Origin of the sequence: Microcoleus sp. D2_18a_D3, assembly GCF_036702455.1 — a bacterium.
Lineage (GTDB): Bacteria > Cyanobacteriota > Cyanobacteriia > Cyanobacteriales > Microcoleaceae > Microcoleus.
The window spans coordinates 231825-249595 of record NZ_JAUBTK010000001.1 but is presented as its reverse complement, the minus strand read 5'-3'; the positions used below and the strand labels follow the sequence as shown (position 1 = coordinate 249595).

Genomic DNA, 17771 nt, shown 5'->3' with positions numbered 1-17771 from the left:
ATTAAATGTGGAATCCTGGGAAGCGAACAGGCTCAACAAACTCGCTTTCATATCTCCGATCGATCGCATAACCCAATTTATGTAGAGCAGCCGGAATCCCGTCCTTCATTTTGTCATAATCGCTATCGCAACTAATCACCCCTCGGTTAGTATAAGCTATCCACTCACCTCGATATTTCTTCAACTCCCGGCGATTGGCTTTATACCACTCCTTAGCCGTTGCATATTCTCCTTCCATATTTTCACCCCATAATTTTCCCTCACATCTGCCTCGCCTCCACCATCATCCGCACCACATCCTGCATCTTGTACTTCGCCTCCCATCCCAATTTTTCTTTTGCCTTACCCGGATTTCCCCTCCCTACAGCAATCTCCGTCGGTCTGTAGAGACTCGCATCCGTTACTAAATGTTCCTGCCAATCCAAACCCGCAGAAACGAACGCGGTCTGCACAAACTCCTCCAAAGGATAACTTACACCCGTGGCAATTACATAATCGTCCGGTTCAGACTGCTGCAACATCAAATACATCGCCTCCACATATTCCGGCGCCCAACCCCAGTCCCGCTGCACTGAAATATTTCCCAAATGCAGTTTTTCGGAACTACCCGCAGCAATTCGGCACACAACAGATACAATTTTTTGGGTGACGAACCTCTCCGGCCGCAGTGGCGACTCGTGATTGAACAGAATACCAGAACAGGCAAACAAATTGTACGCTTCCCGATAATTCGCTACTTCCCAAAAAGCTGTTGCTTTCGCCACCGCGTAAGGACTTCTGGGGCGAAAAGGCGTATTTTCATCTGCCGCATTGCCTCCGGTATCCCCAAAACATTCGCTAGAACTGGCATTGTAAAGTTTAATTTTGCCACCTGTGAACCGAATTGCTTCTAACAGATTTAATGTGCCTGTGGCAATGCTTTCGAGGGTTTCTACGGGTTGTTCAAAAGACAGACCGACGGAACTTTGACCTGCTAGATTGTACACTTCGTCGGGATGAATTTTCGCTAGTACCTGCAAGACGCTGCGAAAATCGTTGAGAGACATGGATTCTAGTTTTACTCTGTCTCGGATGCCCAAACGGGCCAGGTTTCCGAAACCGGACATTTGGGCGTCCCTAGAGGTGCCACAAACTTCATAACCTCGATCGAGTAACAGTTTAGCTAAATAAGCTCCGTCCTGACCTGATATACCACAAATTAGCGCTTTTTTCATATCAGATTTTGTTGGCAAAACTACACCGTAGCTGTTGCTATTTTTCCAGGTTTTTAACTTTTATCGTCGGTATTTTTATTTTTTTAATATTTGGGATTTTCCGAAAACTTAACCAAAGCAATTTTAAGCGCTTACTACAAACAAACAACAAATTTATCATCAAGCAGGCCCGATCGCCCGATCGAAGTATGATTGCAAAAAGTTCGATAGCTGGGAGTAGCAGCATAAGGATATCCGTGGGACACCGCACTCCCGTCTCCCACGGATATCGGGTAGGGACACCGCACTGCCCATAGGTGTCAACTTAACGTACCACCGATAGTCCGACAGGGGTTGAAACCCCTGCCTCAAAGCTAAAGTCCTCGCTATGAGGACTAAAAAACTCATTAGTCCTCATAGCGAGGACTTTAGCTATAAGCCCCGTGGAATTCCTTCCCTGGCGGACTAACGGGTGGGCGGGAGGACTGGTGGACAAAAAGCTTAAGTTGACACCATTGCCCACTGCCGTCTCCCTACCATATTTCATCTTCTACACGCCAACTATCGACTGCCAAAAGTCTCTAGCGCTCGAAAACCGAAATAACCAGTCAGCTAGAAATCGACTCAAAAGTACAAAATATCAGGATTTTTACCTTCTGCCGAATGACTAAAGCCTTCTGTCTTCGGGTACTAGGCTTCCCAACGTTCGGCGACCAATTCAGCCAAGTCAACCACCCGCTGACTGTAGCCCCACTCATTGTCGTACCAAGCCAACAGCTTCACCATGTCGCCATCCATCACCAGCGTTAAGCTGGAATCCAGAATCGAAGAAGCATCACTTCCGCGATAGTCGCATGAAACTAAAGGCAAATCGTTGTACTCCAAAATTCCTTTCATGGAGCCAGAGGCAGCTTCTTTGAACACTTGATTTACTTGCTCGGTAAAAGTCTTTTTCTCTACCTGAGCCACAAAATCAACTACCGACACATTGGGAGTCGGGACGCGCATGGCGATACCGTTTAACTTGCCCTTCAATTCCGGAATCACCAAAGCCACAGCTTGGGCTGCTCCGGTAGAAGTCGGCACAATATTCATTGCGGCCGCCCGGGCCCGCCGCAAGTCGCGGTGGCTGGCATCCAGCAAGCGCTGGTCGCCAGTATAGCTGTGGGTAGTGGTCATCATGCCTTTGACGATGCCAAAATTTTCGTGCAGGACTTTCAGTACAGGAGCCAGACAGTTGGTAGTACAGCTAGCATTGCTGATGACTGTGTAGTCACTGTGCTTGTAGTTGTGGTGGTTGACTCCCATCACATAAGTGCCAACTTCAGAACCCTTGCCGGGAGCGGTAATTAGCACTTTTTTAGCGCCGGCAGTGATATGCTTCGATGCACCAGCTTGGTCAACGAAGACACCGGTCGATTCAATAATCAGATCAATACCCCAATCTTTCCAAGGCAAGTTTAGCGGGTTGCGATCGCTCACGCATTTAACTGTCTTGCCGTTGAGAGTAATGGAATTTTCATCCGCACTGATGTCCACATTCTTCAACGTTCCCATCATGGAATCGTATCTGAGCAAGTGAGCATTACTTCTGGGATCGGAAGTGTCATTAATAGCTACCAACTCTAGCTGGCTGTTTTCTCTGCCCAGCCAGCAGCGCGCAAAACTGCGCCCGATACGTCCAAAACCATTGATCGCGACTCGAATCACTTTAGTACCTCCTAACGATGGCAGCCCCTAGCTCAGGCTTAAATTTTGGAAAAATTTAAGAATTGACTTATGAGACAAGATCATATCGCAAAGGTCGATCCTTTATAACTTTTTGTGTCGATCAAAAAAGCTTGAACTTTTCTAGAAGGCCGAAATTGCAAGGCCCAAGGCCTTGGGCTTTCTGCCACGGGTTACTGGTAAAGCTGATGGGCTGCAATATAAGTTCGCACAACTTCCGGGACTAAGTAGCGGAGGTCGATTCTTTCGGCGCAGCAGCGGCGGATGTGGCTCGACGAAATCTCGATCGCACGCATGGAAAGCACCTCCCAGCGAATTTCCACGTCCAAAAGAGCCATTTGTTCGGCAACTCGTCGGCCCACAGCATTTGCCTGAACCTGCATCCTGTCTCCCCCCGAATCGAGGGGTTTTCCACTCGGACAATCTCCCCACTCGGACACTCCCCCAATCTCCTCGCTTTCTGCTGTCTCTCGATCTCCCTGACTCGGACGCGGGGCCACCAACCAGTCGCACAACCCGGCAATTTCGCCGCACCGGTGCCATTTGGGGAGAGTAAGGAGTGCGTCGCTACCAATAATCCAGTACCAGCGATGATCGCCGGGATACAATTTTTGCAAATACAGCAGGGTGTCGATCGCAAAACAACTGCCTCTGGGATTGGCCGACAGCGGCGAAATTACGAAGTCTGGGCGATCGCCGATCGCCAGAGCGAGCATTTCCCGCCGCTGCTCAAAACTTGCCAAATCCGGGCGCTCTTTGTGAGGAGGAGAGCGATCCGGTACCCAAATGACTCGATCGAGAGCAAATTGACTCGCAGCCGTCTCGGCTACCAACACGTGACCCCAGTGAACCGGGTCAAAAGTCCCCCCCAAAATCGCTATTTTCGCCATATTTCCCCCAAATCAGGATTAATACAGACATCGCCCCAATTTTATGTTTATACACTTTTAACCATAAGCTCGTTTATTAGAAAACCCTCGGTTTACATCGGGGACAAACCCCAGGACGACCCTAGTTTCGACGATCGTCCTGGACGCTGAAACCGGTTTTTTCAACCCCCTTAATTCGTTCAAACCTTCAATAAGACTTAAAAAACCCCGTTCTGCGCGTCGGAGTGGGTGCGGGACTGGATGATTAATGCCAATATTAATCCCAACTTGTTTAGAGTGCGCGATCGACCGCCTAAGCATTCGTTTGTGGGCGACCGAAAAAGTTTTGAGGGTAGATATACTTAGCGCAGTGGTAAAAATTTTAAGGACTGCCAAGAGGGTGCATCGGCTTCTCGATCAAGCCCATGATTTGGTTTGCTCAATGGCTATTCAACTATTCCGACTAACTGCATAACTTGTATATATACAATAAAGTAAGAATATATACTATAGCTGCGATCGTGTCAATCTCTGACTTTCAAGAAAAAATGACCGTACGACTAGATAAATGACTATAAAAGGAGCGAAATTTTGTCATACGTGGTAGTGTTTGTAAATCCTTATGGGTTTTACCTTCAATCTTGGTAGAAAGGTTGTGGGGCTTTTGCTGCCGTATCCGAGCACAGCAGGCGGATCGAAATAGAAAGAATGCAGGAGTATGCAACCACCCAAAATTAGTCTATTAGCCCCGACCCCAGAGCCAGTTTTCTCTTACCTGCAATTTTCGAGCTGTGACTGTTCCGGAAAACTACTCGGTACTAAGTCATATAGGATACAAGACAAACATCTCTACAAGTCCCTCAAATCTAGGGACCTGCAGAGAATTTTGTACAAAATCTCTAGCGAACTGTATCCTGAAAAAACAATTCTTGATATGATATCGCGTGTTATTGGCGTGGTGTGGTGTGTGAGGAGCAAAGATGCCGAGTTCTGTTGATTTTAGCGGTAGACCATTTCATTTCATCGGCATTGGTGGGATTGGGATGTCAGCCCTTGCCTACATTTTAGCTAAACGCAAGTTGCCTGTGTACGGCTCCGACATTAAATCGAGTCACATAACCGAGCGCTTGCAAGGAATGGGAGCTCATATTTTTTGGAGTCAAGACGCCAGCAATTTTGAACTATTTCAAACGGCCCTTAACGGTAGCAGTCCCGACTGTGGGCAACAGGAAAGGGCGGTATCCTCGGCAGTAGCGGGTACGGTAGGGACTTCTGTCGCGACAGCCAAAGCTATCCAATTGAACGGCAAAGGTTCAAGCGCCCAAGCAATTCCGGGATTGCCTCAAGTAGTATGTTCGACGGCTATTCACCCAGCCAATGCCGAATATCGAGCTGCTTTAGATTTGGGCTGTCCGATTTTTCATCGCTCGGATGTGTTGGCAGCGTTAATTCAAGATTACCAAAGCATAGCCGTAGCCGGGACTCACGGCAAAACTACTACTAGCAGCTTAATCGGATTCATGCTGATGGCTGCGGGTCTAGACCCGACTATCGTAGTAGGAGGTGAGGTAAATGCTTGGGAAGGCAATGCCCGTTTGGGGGAAGGCCCCTACTTAGTGGCCGAGGCTGATGAATCCGACGGTTCTCTCGTTAAGCTGGTGGCCAAAATTGGCATAGTAACGAACGTGGAACTGGATCATCCAGACCATTACGATACCCTTGACCAGGTAATAGACACATTTAAGGTGTTTGCCCAAAACTGTCAAACCTTGGTGGGCTGCATTGACGACCAAATCGTCAAAGACTCCCTTCGGCCTGATGTCAGTTATAGTTTGCAGCCGGACAGCGGTGCTGACTACACGGCTTCGGGCGTGGAGTACGGGGCAGAAAGCACCAAGGCTCGGATTTGGGAGCGAGGAGTTTTCCTGGGGGAAATGGAGTTGAAGTTGCTGGGCACACACAATCTCAGCAATGCACTAGCTGCGGTAGCAGTAGGCAGATTGTTGGGGTTAGAGTTTTCGGCGATTGCCAAAGCGATTGCTGGCTTTGAAGGAGCTCGCCGGCGTTTTGAGGTGCGGGGTTTTCACAATGACATCCTGTTTGTGGACGACTACGCCCACCATCCTAGCGAAATTCGCGTTACCTTGGCGGCGGCTCGCTTGCGTATCGAAGGTAGCGAAAAAAATCCCAAATCCCGAAGAGTGGTGGCAATTTTTCAACCCCACCGTTACAGCCGGACTCTGACATTTTTGCCAGAATTTGCTCAATCTTTTGGGGATGCTGATTTGGTTGTGGCTTGCGATATTTATAGTGCTGGAGAACCAAATTTAGGAGAGATTAGCGGGCAGCAAGTTGCTGAGTTGATTGCTAAAGAAGGCCGAGAGGTTGAGTTTGCGCCTTCCCTAGAGTCAGTAACTAAGTTTTTAACCAAAAATCTGCAACCGGGGGATTTGGCTCTGTTTTTGGGCGCTGGTAATCTGAATCAGATTATTCCAGAGGTTATGGCTTTTTATCAACAAGCCGATCGCCCGGATTAGCTCGCGAACTGAGTAGAGTTGATCGACATTATGGCATGGCACTTTGTGCCGAAACTTCTGTCGGACGGCTCGCTCAAAGGGGCGACATAAGTTAGCTAAATGGATTTTAAACCACGTCTTCGAGCGAAGGTATTTTTAAGGATTTTCAAGATGGTGACTATCTCGAATGACTCCTCTGTTAAGGACAATCGGCGAGTGTATTCTCCTATTTCTTTGCGGGGAACTGATTGCAAGATTAACTCCCAAGTTTCGCTGGCGGGCCTGACTTCCTTCCGAGTCGGTGGCCCTGCCGAGTGGTACGTTGCTCCCCGCAGTATGGAGGCTTTGCAAGCGAGTTTTGCCTGGGCACACGATGAGGGGGTGCCGGTGACTCTGCTGGGTGCCGGTTCTAATTTGTTGGTGAGCGATCGGGGTTTGTCCGGTTTGGTCGTCGGCACTCGCTACCTCAAACAGGTGAATTTTAATCCAGAAACAGGTCAAGTTACAGCGGGGGCGGGGGAGTCAATTCCCCGCCTCGCTTGGTTGGCCGCTAAACGGGGCTGGAGAGGTCTAGAATGGGCAGTCGGCATACCGGGCAGCGTGGGAGGGGCTGTGGTGATGAATGCAGGCGCTCACAGAGGCTGTACTGCTGATATTCTGGTCAATGCTCGCGTCCTATCCCCTGGCGGCAAGGTGGAAATTCTGACTCCCCAACAGTTGGAGTACCGCTACCGGACTTCGGTGCTGCAAGGGGGCGATCGGCTAGTAACAGAAGCGACTTTCCAGTTGCAGCCGGGATTCGATCGATCGCAAGTAATGGCAGAAACTAATGACCATTTCAGCCAGCGGCGGACAACTCAACCTTACCACTTACCGAGCTGTGGCTCAGTCTTCCGCAACCCCGGCCCCAAGACGGCAGGTTGGTTCATCGAACAAGCGGGACTGAAGGGATATCAGATCGGCGGCGCACAAGTGGCTCAGCGCCATGCTAATTTTATTCTTAACTGCGGGTCGGCAACGGCCAATGATATTTTTCAAGTGATCCGCCACGTTCAACAACAAGTCGAGCAGCGGTGGTCGCTGTTGTTGGAGCCAGAAGTTAGAATACTGGGAGAGTTTCCCTTCTAAGGCATCATTGAAGTAATACGGAAACGGCAGACTGCCAGCCCACACACCATCACAAAGTAGTTATGACAAAATCAGGACAAGGATTTGGCTTCGGCCTGGGCAAAATGAAAGAACTGACTGAAGCTTTCAAAAAAGCTCAGCAGGTTCAAGAAGGAGCTAAAAAGCTCCAAGAAGAGTTGGATGTAATGGAAATTGAGGGAACTGCCGGCGGCGGCTTGGTCAAAGTTTTTCTCAGTGGCAACCAAGAACCCCGCCGCGTGGAAATCTCACCGGATGCCCTCGGTGAAGGTGCTGATGTGGTTTCTGAACTCGTCACGGTGGCGATGCAGGATGCTTACACTAAGTCTACGATGACGATGCGGGAAAAAATGGAAGAACTCACCGGTGGACTAAATCTGCCCGGTTTCGGTTAGTCATTAGTCATCAGTCATTAGTCATCAGTCATTAGTTGTTAGCTATCGGTGTTTAAAAAGGAATCTATAGCTAATGACTGATTGATTTCTCTGAAGTACGAAACGTTGGGAAAAAGGGGAAAGGAAAAATTTTCTTTCTTCCTTCCCATTAAAAATTACCAATTACTAATTATCAATTAAATGTCTTATAAATTATTGTTTGTCTGCCTCGGAAATATCTGCCGATCGCCCTCAGCAGAAAATATTATGAATCACTTAATTGAACAAGCTGGTTTGAGCGATCGCATCACGTGCGATTCTGCCGGAACTGCTAGCTATCACATTGGCAGCCCCCCTGACAGGCGGATGGCATTGGCGGCGAGGAAGCGAGACATTGAATTGCTAGGCGAAGCCCGCCAATTTACCAAGAAAGATTTTGAAAATTTTGATTTGATTCTGGCTATGGATCGCGACAATTATCGCAATATTCTTGCCCTGGATACTACGGGAAAGTATAAAGATAAAGTGCGGCTGATGTGCGATTTTTGCCAGAAATACGACCTTAAAGAAGTGCCAGATCCTTACTACGGCGGCCCGGAGGGATTCGATCGAGTAATTGATTTGCTGCACGATGCTCAAGCGGGTTTGTTGGAGTACGTTGTCAGTCAGGAAGGCTTAAGGGTTGGTGGCCAGCAATCAATTTAAATTAAAAAAGTGTCTTTTTCCGCCCGAATATTAGCAATGCTGTAGGGGGGACAACGCTAACAAAACTCGTAACTAGGGATATCACAGTTGTTCCCGCTCCTCCTCCCAAGATGATACTGGGTGACAAAGAAAAAGTGAAACTTGTCAAGACCAAATGGGGAGAATTGATACTCAAAGCAGCAATTGGCAGCAAAATAGATGGATACCAAGGCATTAGCCAAGGTGTAGCAAACAACAACAAAGTCAGAGTCGTCCATCCAATATCTGATACCAAATTTATTTCCGAATCTTTTTTGCGGAATAATGATTTAATTAATGTCCCTGCATAGTAAACAATCCAGCTTAAATACGCAAAATATTTGAGGAATGATAGAATACTTTCCCTAGTTTCAACACTTACATTGGGCCAAAAATTCAGAAATAAATTGATCGCATGGTGAAACGATCGAGCAGTCGCCCCGGCGGTTCCTGGATTTAAAAGACTTCTCCAAGCTGAAACTGTTGGTAAAAATGTATAAGTTATCACCGCTATAATTAATAAAGAAAGCAAGACTGATGCTGCTAAATCTCTCCACCGACGCTGCTTGCAGAGGAAAGCAAAAACTAACGGAAACCAAATTATAGGTAAGGTTTTTACTAGAAAACCCACCCAAATTGCTAAAATCGCAAAAACGTAACGTTGGTAATAAATACATCCTATTAAAACAATCAATGTATTAGCCAGCAAAACGTCAATATGAGCATTAACTATCTGCTCGTTCAAGAGCATTGGATTGAGTAGATATGCCATTGTGATCAGGCGGCGGTTCTCGGAATTTTTGAGTAATTGCCAAATCAAGTAAGCATTGAGTGTATGTACGCATAAACATATTATCTTAAAAAAATAAACTCCCACTAACGGGCTAATTGGTACTGCAAGTGCTGATACCGAAAAAAATAACAGAGAAACGGGGCCGTATGTGGAAGTTTGAAACCAGTGGATGAACGGGGATAAGATCGAGACAAAGTTATCGGACGTATTCAAGTAAGTATTGATTTTATTTAAGCTCATCACTCCGTAATGCAAGTACATATAAATGTCATTGCTTTGGGGATAAGCTATGAGGGCAATTGCCAGAAAGGGGATTGCATACTTGCAAATGTCTAGAAAGTTGGAACTTGTCTGCTTTTTTTGAATTAACCAGATAATATATGTAACTGTTGCTATCAAGTAGGAACCGTTAATTGTAAGTCGGATGAGGCTGAAACCGCTGGTAGGGAAATCGTTATAGTTGTCTCCACCCTGTAAAACGCTGTAATACTTTGTGATTCCCATTGATGTCATGGCAATACAGAAAATTATGGAAGCTGCTAGTGCGGCAGCATATAGAATTTTCTGATTTTTTAAGTAATTGTTGACCATGATGTTATTTATTCAGCAGGGTAAGTGTAGGTAATTTTCTTGCCCAGAGCGTTGGCGGTTATCTGACTAAATGGTGTTCCATCGCAAAGCGAACGAGTTCTGCTCGGTTGTTGCTGTCAGTTTTTCTGAACAAGCTGCTGACGTGCTTTTCGATAGTTCGAGGGCTGAGGTTGAGTCGATCGCCTATTTGAATATTAGAAAGACCTTCTGTGAGCAAATCTAGCACTTCTCGCTCTCGCTGAGTCAAACTCGGAGAATTTTGGCTGGGAGAGGGGCGAGCGTCGGTTTCTGACTTTGGAGTAAAAAAATCCGATTCTGGCTTGTCATTGGCTCTGCTGCGTGCCTCTGTTGGCGTCGGTTCGGGTTTTGGGGAATGAGACGGTGCCTGAGCGATTAGAGCGTAGCGATCGAGCAAAGAGCGAATTACCGCCCCTAACTCTGGGAGTTCAAAAGGTTTAGCCAGATAATTATCGCACCCCATCTGATAGCCGCGAATCCGTTCCTGCGTGCTCGTGCGTTCCGTCAAAAAAATCACCGGCAGCAAGCGGAAAGCGGGACGAGTCCGAACTCGCCGCACAAATTCGTAGCCATCCATCTGGGGCATTGTAATGTCGGTAACAATCAAGTGGGGCTGAAATTCCTCTACCAAACCTAAAGCTTCTTTGCCGTTCTCAGCAGGGATTACAGAGTATCCGGTAATTTCCAGATAATCGGTAATCGACAAGCGAGTCGCGAAATCGTCGTCAGCAACCAGAATCGTCAAGGGCATGAGGGGAATTTAAAAATTAAACCTTAAAAATTAAAAGTGAAATTAGTCACTTTTAATTTTTAATTCTACTGTTTAATTCTGTTTATAACTTGCTGTTAAAGTAGCAGGCTGGCCTAATTTGCCCTCCAAAGCTACGCCGCGCCCGTTGGCTGCCAAATGCCGCAGAGTTTTGTAAATTGTCTCGATTTGCTCTGGCCTTCCTGCTTTTTTGGCTAGTTCTGCTACAGACAGAGGTGTTTGAGCGTCCTTGAGCACTTGCAGTACCCGTTGCTGCAAGTCCAATACAGCAGCGGCCGCTTTTTTGCCTGCTTCGACGCCCGGTTGGTGATAGGCATTGACATTCACCAAGGAACCGTAAAAACCTACGGCTCTTTCGTAGAGGGCGATTAATGCTCCTACTGTCCGAGGGTTGACTTCTGGAATTGTGACAGTAATGGAATCTCGGTGATTTTCGTACAAAGCTTGTCGAGTTCCCTGCAACAAACCCGACAAATAATCTCCTGAAGTGACGCCTGTTTCTACTTCTGGGGAAATGCCTTGCCTATCTTGCAAAACTTCGATAAATGTTAGGAAGAAATTCGGCACGCCGTCTCGCAGTTGCTGGACGTAGGCGTGCTGGTCGGTGGTGCCTTTGTTGCCGTAAACTGCGATGCCTTGATGAACTGTGTTGCCGTCTAAATCTTCCTGTTTGCCGATCGATTCCATGACTAATTGCTGCAAGTAGCGGCTGAACAATAGCAGTGAATCTTTATAGGGCAAAACTACCATATCTTTTTCGCCACGTCCGTTGCCAGCAAAATACCAGGACATTGCTAACAAGGCGGCGGGATTATGTTTGATTTCGGTGGTTCTGGTAGCTTCGTCCATGACTTTAGCACCGTCGAGCATCGCCCGAATGTCGATGCCTTGCAAAGCTGCTGGCAAAAGTCCGACTGCTGACAATTCGGAAGTGCGTCCTCCCACCCAATCTGCCATTGGAAAAGTGGTAATCCAGCCTTCGGATTTGGCTAATTTGTCTAGTTGGCTGTCAACTCCGGTGATGGCAATTGCTTGTTTGGCAAAATCCAGTTTTTCGGCGGCGAAGGCTTTTTGAACTTCGATCATCCCGTTGCGGGGTTCGGGGGTGCCGCCGGATTTGGAGATAGTAATTACTAGGGTGCTGGCGAGTTTGTCTTTGATTTTGTTAAGGATGCGATCGATCCCAGCCGGATCTGTGTTGTCGATAAAATGTATTGCTAGGGGCGGAATGTCTGGGGATAAAGCTTCGGCGACAAATTGGGGGCCGAGGGCGGAACCGCCGATGCCGATCGAAATTATGTCGGTAAATTGCGGAGCAAAGGGCGGTTTAATATCGCGGTTTTGAACTTTCTTGACAAATGCTTCGACTTGTGATATGCCTTCGACTATTTCTTGTTTTAATTCTGGAGTGGGAGCTAAATCGGGGTTTCGCAGCCAGTAGTGGCCCACCATCCGGTTTTCGTCGGGATTGGCGATCGCACCTGCTTCTAAAGCTGCCATGTCTTTGAAAGCTTTGTCAAATTTGGGCTTCAGTGCTGCTGCGAAAGCGTCGTCGAATCCCATGCGGCTGATATCGAGGTAAAGTCCCAATCCCTCGTGATAGTAAAGCCAGTCTTGATAGCGTTGCCAGAGTGCTGCGGCGTCCATAGGAATTCTCTACAATTTTTTTAATGTTCGATCGGCGTCGTCAGGAATCAACCAATTGTAGTTTAAAACGATCTGATGTACGGCTTTTGCACAATCCCAATAAATTTAAGCATTAGTCGTCTGAAGGCAGCCGGAGCCGAAGGCAGGCAGAGCATTCGGCAGAATTAAACAATAAAAATATGACTGGGGCAACACTCTTAGTAGGTAGATCCCTCATTAATGGTCACACCCCATAGATAGATCGAAGCGGCACAAAGATTTAACTGTGGTCGGCGTTGGCCTTTGGGCCCTGATTTCACAATATTCAAATTAGGGCGATCTGGATGTGTAAAATAGGCATTGCGGTCAGGTTAAATATACTTTTAGCTGCCACTCAATAATCGGCTAAAAATATAATTAACAACTGTCAAGTATCTGAAGTGTAGTATAATATACAGATATTAAAATTAAAGTGCGATCGACTATGCTTACTCTATCTCCCGAATTAAAAGAAAGGTTAGCAACTCCGCTCAAAATCGGCGATTTTGAAGTTAAAAGCCGCGTCCTGCAATCGCCCTTATCCGGCGTTACCGATTTGGTATTTCGCCGCCTGGTGCGCCGCTACGCGCCGGATTCGATGATGTACACGGAAATGGTGAACGCTACGGGTTTGCACTACGTGAAGCAACTGCCGAGAATTATGGAAGTTGACCCGAACGAGCGCCCGATTAGCATTCAATTGTTTGACTGCCGGCCGGATTTCTTGGCAGAAGCGGCGCAGAAAGCAGTGGCAGAAGGAGCGGATACAGTTGATATTAATATGGGCTGTCCGGTTAACAAAATTACTAAAAACGGCGGCGGTTCTTCCCTGCTGCGAGACCCGGAAACTGCCGAGGCAATTGTGCGGGCTGTTGTGGAAGCGGTAGATGTTCCTGTCACGGTGAAAACTAGGATTGGTTGGACTGACAAAGAAATTAATATTTTGGAATTTGCGAAGCGGATGGAAGATGCGGGAGCAAAAATGATTACCGTGCACGGCCGCACTCGATCGCAAGGTTACACTGGCCCGGCAAAATGGGAGTGGATTCGCCGAGTTAAAGAAGTTTTATCGATTCCAGTTATTGCTAACGGGGATATTTTTTCTGTGGAAGCAGCGATGCGATGTCTGGAAGAAACTGGCGCCGATGGAGTGATGTGTTCGCGGGGAACTTTGGGCTATCCTTTTTTGGTGGGAGAAGTTGATTATTTCTTGAAAACTGGTGTGGAAAAGATAGCTCCGACACCAATTGAACGTCTCGAATGTGCTAAGGAACATTTGCGGGCTTTGTGGGAATATAAAGGTGAAAGCGGTGTCTGCCAAGCGCGCAAGCACTTAACCTGGTATGCTAAGGGTTTCCCCGGCGCTGGGGAATTGCGGGGCGTGTTAGCTGTGGTAGAAACGGTTGAACAAGGTTGCGATTCGATCGATCGCGCGATCGAGCAATTGCCCGCATAAACCTTACCCGCAGATGTCAACTAGGGATTACAGAAACAAAAGCCACCTCTGCGGGCTAAGATTTAAGACACAGTTAAAAATTTGTGTGTGGGGGAAAGCATGGATTCATTAAAAGGGCGAGATTTATTAAGTCTGGCAGATTTAAGCATAGATGAATTAAATTATTTGCTGGATCTAGCAGCCAGTTTAAAATCGGGAATGGTCAAGCTGAAACGCAATAAAGTTCTCGGCTTGTTATTTTCCAAAGCTTCAACGCGAACGCGGGTAAGTTTTACGGTAGCAATGTATAAATTGGGAGGGCAAGTGATTGACCTCAATCCCAACGTTACACAAGTCAGCCGCGGTGAACCTTTGGTAGATACAGCCAGGGTTTTAGACAGATATTTAGACATTTTGGCGATTCGGACTTTCGAGCAAAAGGACTTAGCAACTTTTGCCAATTATGCCAAAATTCCTGTGATTAATGCGCTGACAGATGACGAACACCCATGTCAAGTGCTAGCGGATTTAATGACAGTAAAAGAGTGTTTTGGCAAGTTGGAAGGGGTGACTTTGACTTACTTGGGCGATGGCAATAATATGGCAAATTCGCTGATGTTGGGCTGTGCAATGACGGGAATGAATGTCAGAATTGCTTGCCCTCAAGATTTCCAGCCGAATGCTGAGATAGTGGAAAAAGCTAAGAATATTGCTAATGGAAAAACAGAAGTTACTGTGACGGCGGACGCAGAAGCTGCGGTGAAGAATGCTCAAGTGATTTATACTGATGTTTGGGCGAGTATGGGACAGGAAGAGGAAGCAAAAATCAGGATTCCTTTGTTTAAGCCATATCAGGTAAATGAACAATTGCTGAAATTAGCAGATAAGAATGCAATTGTATTGCACTGTTTGCCCGCACACCGGGATGAAGAGATTACCGATGCAGTGATTGAAGGCAGTCAATCGCGCGTTTGGGATCAAGCAGAAAATCGGATGCACGCTCAGCAAGCTTTGCTCGCAAGCATTCTGGAAAGCGATTAGGAATTAGCTAAAAATTAGTCTGTCGGGGGATCAAATCGACCTGATCGCTACTTTTTGCAGACCGCTTCCGTTATCATTTCATTTGAACCAGGATTATTGGCAACCAGCCTGTAATTATCCGTTTCAACCATGATTAATTGCAATCTCTTAAGTAAAAGAAATGAATCACATCACTACTACAGACTTACTCGAAAATCTCAAATGGCGATATGCCACCAAACAGTTCGATCCAGCCAAAACAATTGCTCCAGAAATCTGGACAGCTTTAGAAGATGCGTTAGTGTTAACACCATCTTCTTATGGGCTTCAACCTTGGAAATTTCTGATTATTACCAGCTCGGAACTTAAAGAACAGCTCAAGCCCCTCTCCTGGAATCAGTCACAGGTTACTGATTGCTCTCATTATGTCGTTTTCGCGATTAAAAAGAATCTCACTGCCGAGGATGTCGATCGCTTTATGGCCCGCACTGCCGAGGTGCGGGGCGGGACTGTAGAGGCAATGGCAGGATATCGGAGTCTAATCGTCAGTGACTTGGTTGATGGTGGTCGCAGTTTTCATATCAATGAGTGGTCAACGCGCCAAACTTATATTGCACTGGGCAACTTTATGACCTGTGCTGCATTGCTTGGTGTTGACACCTGTCCAATGGAAGGAATTGAACCTGTCAATTACGATCGCCTGTTGGGTCTTTCTGCAAAAGGCTTTACTACCGTCGTAGCTTGTGCGGCTGGCTATCGCTCTGAAGCAGATAAGTATGCTTCACTCGCAAAAGTAAGATTCCCTAAGTCAGAAATCTTAGAAACTTTATAGAACCCATTTGGTATCTTCTTGAGCGAACTATATGGTTTTGAGGGGATCGTTTTACCAGAGGATTTAATACCAGAGTCAGGACTTTAAGCTAACAGGCATCAAACCAGATACAACCTAGATACCTCAAAGGCTTGTGAGACAACAAAAAGATCCTACATGGGTTCTATAAACCCGGGATACGCTGTAAGTCGATCGCAATAGCGCACCTCGGCGCACCCTAAAAAGATATTAAGAGGCTCCGAAATTCACTTTTGTGACTTCACCTGCGACAACATTAACAGTTTGTTGAATCTGACTGCTATCAACCTTTAACTGATAAGTTCCCGGAGAAAGCTCGATCGCCCCAAACCATCCTTTACCATCGGCGCGCAGTTGACGCACCTTAGCAGCAGCATCGATCGACTGCAATGTCAAGCTCGCACCGTCGCAAGTTTGAGTGCACTGCTGCAAATTTCCGGCGATCGCACCTGTAGTCGGCCGCGACTTCCAAGGCATATCGGGAACGGCTGCTGCTGTCGCCCACACAGGCTGAGTTTCATAGGTTTTGCCCGTCGCAGCGTCAACGTATTGACTCGGCTGCGACAGCGCGGTGTAAAACAAATCGTTGCTTTGGGGAACGTATTTCCAAGGCTGGCGGGGCAAATCACCGCTACCGCCCGATCGCAATTCCACATTCGTGTACACGTTGCTGCTAGCGTAGGAATAAAGCACCGTACCCGCTACGTGATTTCCTTTCGCAGAAGGCTGTTCGGCGCGGCGTACCTGCGCTAGGGTATCTTCGATGTAGTTGAGGTAATTGCCCGGGCCGATCGCAATTTGGCGGTTGTACTGGTGGTCTTTGGCGAACTCGATCCAGCGGTCATAAGCGAGTTTTTGCGATCGTTTGTACTCGCGCTGGTAAGTCATCGGCATCGCCATGTCTATGATCCCTTCTTCCAGCCAAGCGCGCCAATCCTGCAATACTTCTTTGTAAGGCTGCGTTTGATACCACCCTGCATCGTTTTGCGGGCCGTCTCCCCAGGCGATCGTGGCGGCGGTAATTTTAACGCGCGGTTTAATCGCAAGGCTTTCTACATAAAGCTTCCGGACTAAATTTGTCACCTGGTCGCGCCGCCACTGCATCCACGCGGGATCGGTGGGTGCGGGTTTGCCCGATCGACCTGTTTGCTGATTGAAACGGGCGATCGCAGTCGGATTGTAGCCCCAAGTCGGCCCGCCGTAGCGCACGTAATCCAACTGTACGCCGTCCACATCGTAGCGCTTGATCAAGTCCAAATAGACGGAAACAGTATAATCTACGGCGTCTGGATGGCCGGGATCGAGGAAACCGGGTGATTCCCCCCCGTAAGTCAGCATCGCCCAATTGTCATTTCCTGGGGCAGAAGGCCCGTGTTGTTGCCAAACGTGACCGGCGGGAAGTTTGGCGCCCGAAACCACCGGCAGCGTCACCATCCAAGCGTGTACTTCAATGCCCGCAGCGTGGGCTTTATCAATCAAATCTTGCAGGGGATCGAAACCGGGGGGAACGTTGGGATCGAGGGTGCGGGGTTCGATCGCACTCGTGTAAAAAGCATCGCCGCGGCGGCGGACTTGGGCGACGATCGCGTTGGCATTTGCCCGCTGCGCGTCTGCGATCAATTTTGTGACTTCTTGAGGGGTTTTGAAGCCGGGGTTGAAGGCGTCCACCCAGAAGGCCCGAAATTCGGCGGTTTGGGTTTGCGGGGGCATAGTTGCGTTAGCGAAGCCCTCGAAGAGGATCGCGCGGGATGGGAAGTTGGAGAACCAACCAGGAGTCAGCAGAAAACTAATTGTTAAGCCAATCAGGAACAAGCTTGACAAAAAGAATGTTTTGGTATTTCGCATCAGAAATGTGTGAGAGAGCGTTTAACAGTCCTTTACGGACTTTTGGTTTGAGCGTCCGCTTGACATTTTCGCACAATGGTACATTTATTGGGCAGATCGGTAAATAGTTGAGTAATACCGCTGGGAGAGTCGAGAATGAGATTAAAATTCACCTGGGCAAAATGGGCGATATTTTCCGATCTTTCAATATAGCGGTTGAGCCAGTAAATTGAATCCGCTACACCACTTAACATAGT

Annotated in this window: 17 protein-coding genes and 1 pseudogene; 8 read left to right on the top strand and 10 right to left on the bottom strand. The window is 47.5% G+C overall.

Translation table 11 applies throughout. The features are described 5' to 3' along the window. Nucleotide 1 precedes the first annotated feature (1 nt). The 3 genes from QUB06_RS01170 to QUB06_RS01160 form a co-directional block, all read right to left on the bottom strand. Nucleotides 2-238: a DUF5678 domain-containing protein gene (locus QUB06_RS01170; RefSeq protein WP_333433876.1), complete on the bottom strand. Its 237-nt coding sequence runs from the start codon at nucleotides 236-238 to the stop codon at nucleotides 2-4. Between the two features lie 22 nt (nucleotides 239-260). Then, the gene (locus QUB06_RS01165; protein ID WP_333433875.1) at nucleotides 261-1214 is read right to left on the bottom strand and encodes a GDP-mannose 4,6-dehydratase; all 954 of its coding nucleotides are present in this window, start codon (nucleotides 1212-1214) and stop codon (nucleotides 261-263) included. A gap of 159 nt (nucleotides 1215-1373) precedes the next feature. Next, nucleotides 1374-1601 carry a hypothetical protein gene (locus tag QUB06_RS01160; RefSeq protein WP_333433874.1) on the bottom strand — a complete coding sequence of 76 codons (228 nt, stop codon included), beginning with the start codon at nucleotides 1599-1601 and terminating at the stop codon, nucleotides 1374-1376. A gap of 35 nt (nucleotides 1602-1636) precedes the next feature. On the opposite strand from QUB06_RS01160, the gene QUB06_RS01155 reads away from it, so the two are divergent. Beyond that, nucleotides 1637-1864, top strand: coding sequence for a hypothetical protein (locus QUB06_RS01155; protein ID WP_333433873.1), 228 nt, complete (start codon nucleotides 1637-1639; stop codon nucleotides 1862-1864). Between the two features lie 19 nt (nucleotides 1865-1883). On the opposite strand, the gene QUB06_RS01150 is transcribed toward QUB06_RS01155, so the two are convergent. Further along, complete coding sequence (locus tag QUB06_RS01150) at nucleotides 1884-2903, bottom strand: type I glyceraldehyde-3-phosphate dehydrogenase (protein WP_190656404.1); 1020 nt, start codon at nucleotides 2901-2903, stop codon at nucleotides 1884-1886. A gap of 191 nt (nucleotides 2904-3094) precedes the next feature. Continuing rightward, nucleotides 3095-3811, bottom strand: coding sequence for a nicotinate (nicotinamide) nucleotide adenylyltransferase (gene nadD / locus QUB06_RS01145; protein ID WP_333433872.1), 717 nt, complete (start codon nucleotides 3809-3811; stop codon nucleotides 3095-3097). 959 nt (nucleotides 3812-4770) lie between these two features. Between nadD and murC the strand changes: the two genes are divergently transcribed. The 4 genes from murC (at nucleotide 4771) to QUB06_RS01125 (ending at nucleotide 8531) form a co-directional block, all read left to right on the top strand. Continuing rightward, nucleotides 4771-6327, top strand: coding sequence for a UDP-N-acetylmuramate--L-alanine ligase (gene murC, locus QUB06_RS01140; protein ID WP_333433871.1), 1557 nt, complete (start codon nucleotides 4771-4773; stop codon nucleotides 6325-6327). A gap of 150 nt (nucleotides 6328-6477) precedes the next feature. Further along, on the top strand, nucleotides 6478-7434 hold the full coding sequence (gene murB / locus QUB06_RS01135; protein ID WP_333433870.1) for a UDP-N-acetylmuramate dehydrogenase: 957 nt from the start codon (nucleotides 6478-6480) through the stop codon (nucleotides 7432-7434). A 62-nt stretch (nucleotides 7435-7496) separates the two neighbouring features. Beyond that, entirely contained in the window at nucleotides 7497-7847 is a 351-nt protein-coding gene (locus QUB06_RS01130; RefSeq protein ID WP_190742781.1) for a YbaB/EbfC family nucleoid-associated protein, read from the top strand. Between the two features lie 180 nt (nucleotides 7848-8027). Then, the gene (locus QUB06_RS01125; protein WP_333433869.1) at nucleotides 8028-8531 is read left to right on the top strand and encodes a low molecular weight protein-tyrosine-phosphatase; all 504 of its coding nucleotides are present in this window, start codon (nucleotides 8028-8030) and stop codon (nucleotides 8529-8531) included. Nucleotide 8532: 1 nt separating this feature from the next. Here QUB06_RS01125 and QUB06_RS01120 read toward each other — a convergent pair whose 3' ends face one another. The 3 genes from QUB06_RS01120 to QUB06_RS01110 form a co-directional block, all read right to left on the bottom strand. Continuing rightward, entirely contained in the window at nucleotides 8533-9933 is a 1401-nt protein-coding gene (locus QUB06_RS01120; protein WP_333433868.1) for a hypothetical protein, read from the bottom strand. Between the two features lie 58 nt (nucleotides 9934-9991). Next, nucleotides 9992-10702 (bottom strand): response regulator transcription factor, encoded by a 711-nt coding sequence (locus QUB06_RS01115; protein WP_333433867.1) that lies wholly within the window; start codon nucleotides 10700-10702, stop codon nucleotides 9992-9994. A 72-nt stretch (nucleotides 10703-10774) separates the two neighbouring features. Beyond that, the gene (locus tag QUB06_RS01110) at nucleotides 10775-12367 is read right to left on the bottom strand and encodes a glucose-6-phosphate isomerase (RefSeq protein WP_333433866.1); all 1593 of its coding nucleotides are present in this window, start codon (nucleotides 12365-12367) and stop codon (nucleotides 10775-10777) included. Nucleotides 12368-12830: 463 nt separating this feature from the next. Here QUB06_RS01110 and dusB point away from each other — a divergent pair, with 463 nt between their 5' ends. From dusB to QUB06_RS01095, 3 genes are all read left to right on the top strand, one after another. Then, nucleotides 12831-13841, top strand: a complete 1011-nt coding sequence (gene dusB / locus QUB06_RS01105) for a tRNA dihydrouridine synthase DusB (protein WP_333227082.1) — start codon at nucleotides 12831-12833, stop codon at nucleotides 13839-13841. 99 nt (nucleotides 13842-13940) lie between these two features. After that, nucleotides 13941-14861, top strand: coding sequence for an ornithine carbamoyltransferase (gene argF, locus QUB06_RS01100; RefSeq protein WP_190693579.1), 921 nt, complete (start codon nucleotides 13941-13943; stop codon nucleotides 14859-14861). Between the two features lie 160 nt (nucleotides 14862-15021). Continuing rightward, on the top strand, nucleotides 15022-15672 hold the full coding sequence (locus tag QUB06_RS01095; RefSeq protein WP_333433865.1) for an NAD(P)H-dependent oxidoreductase: 651 nt from the start codon (nucleotides 15022-15024) through the stop codon (nucleotides 15670-15672). A gap of 228 nt (nucleotides 15673-15900) precedes the next feature. Here QUB06_RS01095 and QUB06_RS01090 read toward each other — a convergent pair whose 3' ends face one another. Further along, nucleotides 15901-17535 (bottom strand): family 10 glycosylhydrolase, encoded by a 1635-nt coding sequence (locus tag QUB06_RS01090; protein WP_333433864.1) that lies wholly within the window; start codon nucleotides 17533-17535, stop codon nucleotides 15901-15903. Nucleotides 17536-17627: 92 nt separating this feature from the next. Continuing rightward, nucleotides 17628-17768 (bottom strand): annotated as a pseudogene (locus QUB06_RS01085) (alpha-E domain-containing protein); the annotation flags it as partial. Nucleotides 17769-17771 lie beyond the last annotated feature (3 nt).